The following is a 3700-nucleotide window of genomic DNA, read 5'->3' as shown; positions in this document are numbered from 1 at the left end:
GTCCGTGACTTCGATGGTGACGCGGGAGGCGAACGGGACCAGTCCTGTTCGCCAGCAGGTGCGCACCTATCAGGTCCGCACCTATGGCTGCCAGATGAATGTCCACGACTCCGAGCGTCTGGCGGGGTTGCTGGAGGCCGCGGGATACCGCAAGGCGGCCGAGGGGTCCGACGCCGACGTCGTCGTGTTCAACACCTGCGCGGTCCGGGAGAACGCCGACAACCGGCTGTACGGCAACCTCGGCCACCTGCGCCCGACCAAGAACGCCCACCCGGGCATGCAGATCGCCGTCGGCGGCTGCCTCGCGCAGAAGGACCGCGGCGAGATCGTCCGCCGGGCGCCGTGGGTGGACGTGGTGTTCGGCACGCACAACCTCGGCTCGCTGCCGGTGCTGCTTGACCGGGCCCGGCACAACCGGCGGGCCGAGGTGGAGATCCTCGAGTCGCTGGAGGTGTTCCCGTCCACGCTGCCGGCCCGCCGCGACTCCGCCCACTCCGGCTGGGTGTCCATCTCGGTGGGGTGCAACAACACCTGCACGTTCTGCATCGTGCCGTCCTTGCGGGGCAAGGAGAAGGACCGTCGGCCCGGCGAGATCCTGGCCGAGGTGTCGGCGCTGGTGGCCGAGGGCGTGCTGGAGGTGACCCTGCTCGGGCAGAACGTCAACTCCTACGGCGTGGAGTTCGGCGACCGGTTCGCGTTCGGCAAGCTGCTGCGGGCCTGCGGCGAGCTCGACGGGCTGGAGCGGGTGCGGTTCACCTCCCCGCACCCCAGGGACTTCACCGACGACGTGATCGCCGCGATGGCCGAGACGCCCAATGTGTGCCACCAGCTGCACATGCCGCTGCAGTCCGGGTCCGACCGGGTGCTGGCGGCGATGCGGCGCTCCTACCGGTCGCAGCGCTACCTGGGGATCCTGGAGAAGGTCCGGGCCGCGATGCCGGACGCGGCGATCACCACGGACATCATCGTCGGGTTCCCCGGCGAGACCGAGGAGGACTTCGCCGCCACGCTGGAGGTGGTCCGGGCCGCGCGGTTCGCCGGCGCGTTCACCTTCCAGTACTCCAAGCGGCCCGGCACGCCGGCCGCGTCGCTGGACGGGCAGGTGCCCAAGGAGATCGTCCAGGAGCGGTTCGACCGGCTGGTGGCGCTGCAGGACGAGTTGGCCTGGGAGCAGAACCGGGCGCTGGTCGGGCGGACCGTCGAGGTGCTGGTGTCCACCGGCGAGGGCCGCAAGGACGCCGACACTCACCGGATGAGCGGGCGGGCCCGGGACGGCCGGCTGGTCCACTTCACCCCGACCGGCGCGGTCCGGCCCGGCGACGTCGTGCACGCCAAGATCACCTACGGGGCGCCGCACCACCTGGTCGCCGACGGCCCGCTGATCGCCCACCGCCGCACCCTGGCCGGCGACCACTTCGAGGCCGGGATCCGGCCGAAGACCCCGGGGGTCGCGCTCGGCATGCCGACCATGGGGGCGCCCCGGTGAGCGAGCCGGCGGAGGATCCCCAGGAGCTGGCTGCGTTGCGCAATGAGATCGACGAAGTCGAGCGGGAGGTCGTCCGCACCGTCGACCTCGGACCGCGCGCGGTCGTCATCGCGGCCGCGGTGTTCGTGCTGATCGTCGGCCTGGTGCTGCCCTGGATGGGCGGCGCCAACGGGCTGGAGGTGCTGCTCGGTCAGCACGAGGCCGTCGGCAAGGCCAGCTGGGTGCCCCGGCTGTTCGCCACCACGTCGATCGGGTTCGGCGTCCTCGGCTCGGCCCTGGCCATCATCACCCGGCGCTGGGCGCTGACCTGGGTGTGCGCGCTCGGCGGCTGGTTCGCCTCGGTCGACGGCGTGCTCGCCATCTGGTCGCGGCAGTCCTCGGCCGGGCCCGGCGCGTCCGCCCCCGGCATCGGCCTGATCATCGCCGAGATCGCCACCGTGGTGATCGCCAGCCTCTGGTTCCGCACCGCCTGGTCCCGGTCGTGAACTGAGCCGAACCCACACCGCCGACGCGCCCAGCTCCGGCGCAGGTCGCGCAGCGACAGAGCAGCGCTCGGGCGCGCGGAGCGGCCGCCGGTGTCTGGACGACAGGAGCGCCAAAAGGCCCGGTTGGGGGTGGGCCTTGCGCCCCTGCCGCCCGCAGGGCGGAGGGGGCGGGGCAAGCACTGTGGCCGACGCGCGACGAGGGAAGACACCGGATTGAGGCCGCGAGCACGACCGAGCAATCAACTCAGCGGCTGGCGACGGCGTTCTCGGCGGCGGCGAGCCATTCGCGCCACTGGGCGGCCTGGGCCTCGGCCTGCTCGGCGCGGCGGCTGTCCCCGGCGGCGCGGGCCTTGGCGGCCTGGGCCTCGAACTGCTCCACCCGCTCGCGGAACTGGGCGGCGCGGGCCTGGGCCTCGGGGTCGGTCTTGCGCCACTGCGCGTCGGCGGCGGCCCGGACCCGCTCCTCGACGGCGCGCAGCCGGCCCTCGAGCTCGCGGATCCGTTCCCGCGGGACCTTGCCGATGTGCTCCCAGCGCTCCTGGATGCGGTGCAGCGCCGCCCGTGCGCCGTCCAGGTCGGACGACGGGTTGAGCTTCTCGGCCTCGGCGAGCAGCTCCTCCTTCTTCCTGGCGTTGTCGGTCAGCTCGGCGTCGCGCTCGTTGAACACGGCGGACCGCCTGCTGAAGAACTTGTCCTGGGCGGCCCGGAACTGCTGCCACAGCGCGTCGTCGGCGTCCTTGGGCGCCCGGCCGGCGGCCTTCCACTCGGCCATGAGCTCCTTGTAGCGGCTGGCGGTGGGCCCCCAGTCCTCGGACTCGGAGAGCCGCTCGGCCTCCTCGACGAGCGCCTGCTTGCGCTCCTTGGCCGTGGCCCGCTGCCGGTCGAGGTCGGCGAAGTGCGAGCCGCGCCGCCGGTTGAACGTGTCGCGGGCCTTGGAGAAGCGCTTCCAGAGCTGGTCGTCGGTCTTCCGGTCGACGCCCTTGATCGTCTTCCACTCGTCGAGGATCGCGCGCAGCCGGTCGCCGGCCGACTTCCACTGGGTGGACTCCTCGGCGATGGTCTCGGCCTCGGCCACCAGCTCCTGCTTGCGGGCCACGGACCGGGCCCTTGCCTCCTCGCGGGCGTGCTTGGCCAGCTCGAGCGCCTGGGCCGCGTGCGCCAGCACGTAGTCGACCCTGGCGTCGAGCGCGGCCAGGTCGCCGACCACCGCCGCCTCGGCCAGGCTCTCCTTGACGTGCCGCGCGCTGCTCAGGGTGTGCTTGGGATCGCCGGACCCGGACGCCAGCCGGGCCTCGAGCAGCTCGACCTCGGTGCGGATGTCGTCGAACCGGCGCGCGTAGTGGGCAAGGCCCTCGGCCGGGTCGCCGGCCTGCCAGGAGCCGACCGCCCGCTCGCCGTCGGCGGTGCGCACGAACACCGTGCCGTCCGGGTCGACCCGGCCCCAGCGCTCCGGATGGGCCGACGCCTCGGGCACCGGCGGCGGGGGAGTCAGCTCCACCGGCGCGGCCACGGGTTCGCTGCGCGCGGCCGCGGGTTCGCTGCGCGCGGCCACGGGTTCGCTCGGTGCGGACACCGGTTGGCTCGGTGCGGACACCGGTTCGCCGGGCGCGGGCGCCGGTTCGCTGCGCGCGGGCGCCGGTTGGCTCGGTGCGGCCGCCGGTTCGCTGGGCGCGGCCACCGGTTCGGTCGACGCGGCCACCGCGCCCGGCGCGGGCACCGGAGCCGGCTC

The 3700-nt window shown here is 73.8% G+C and carries 3 protein-coding genes; 2 read left to right on the top strand and 1 reads right to left on the bottom strand.

The features are described from left to right. The first annotated feature begins 13 nt into the window (after window positions 1–13). Window positions 14–1486, top strand: coding sequence for a tRNA (N6-isopentenyl adenosine(37)-C2)-methylthiotransferase MiaB (gene miaB / locus VGX25_RS08555; RefSeq protein WP_326917089.1), 1473 nt, complete (start codon window positions 14–16; stop codon window positions 1484–1486). After that, the gene (locus VGX25_RS08550) at window positions 1483–1971 is read left to right on the top strand and encodes a hypothetical protein (protein ID WP_326917087.1); all 489 of its coding nucleotides are present in this window, start codon (window positions 1483–1485) and stop codon (window positions 1969–1971) included. The genes miaB and VGX25_RS08550 overlap by 4 nt, the downstream gene beginning before the upstream one ends. A gap of 244 nt (window positions 1972–2215) precedes the next feature. Here the strand turns inward: VGX25_RS08550 and VGX25_RS08545 are convergent, their stop codons facing one another. Beyond that, window positions 2216–3481, bottom strand: coding sequence for a DUF349 domain-containing protein (locus tag VGX25_RS08545; RefSeq protein WP_326917088.1), 1266 nt, complete (start codon window positions 3479–3481; stop codon window positions 2216–2218). Window positions 3482–3700: the final 219 nt, after the last annotated feature.

Source organism: Actinophytocola sp. (assembly GCF_035942955.1).
Taxonomy (GTDB): domain Bacteria; phylum Actinomycetota; class Actinomycetes; order Mycobacteriales; family Pseudonocardiaceae; genus DASYTH01.
This window is presented reverse-complemented; position numbering and strand designations above follow the sequence as displayed.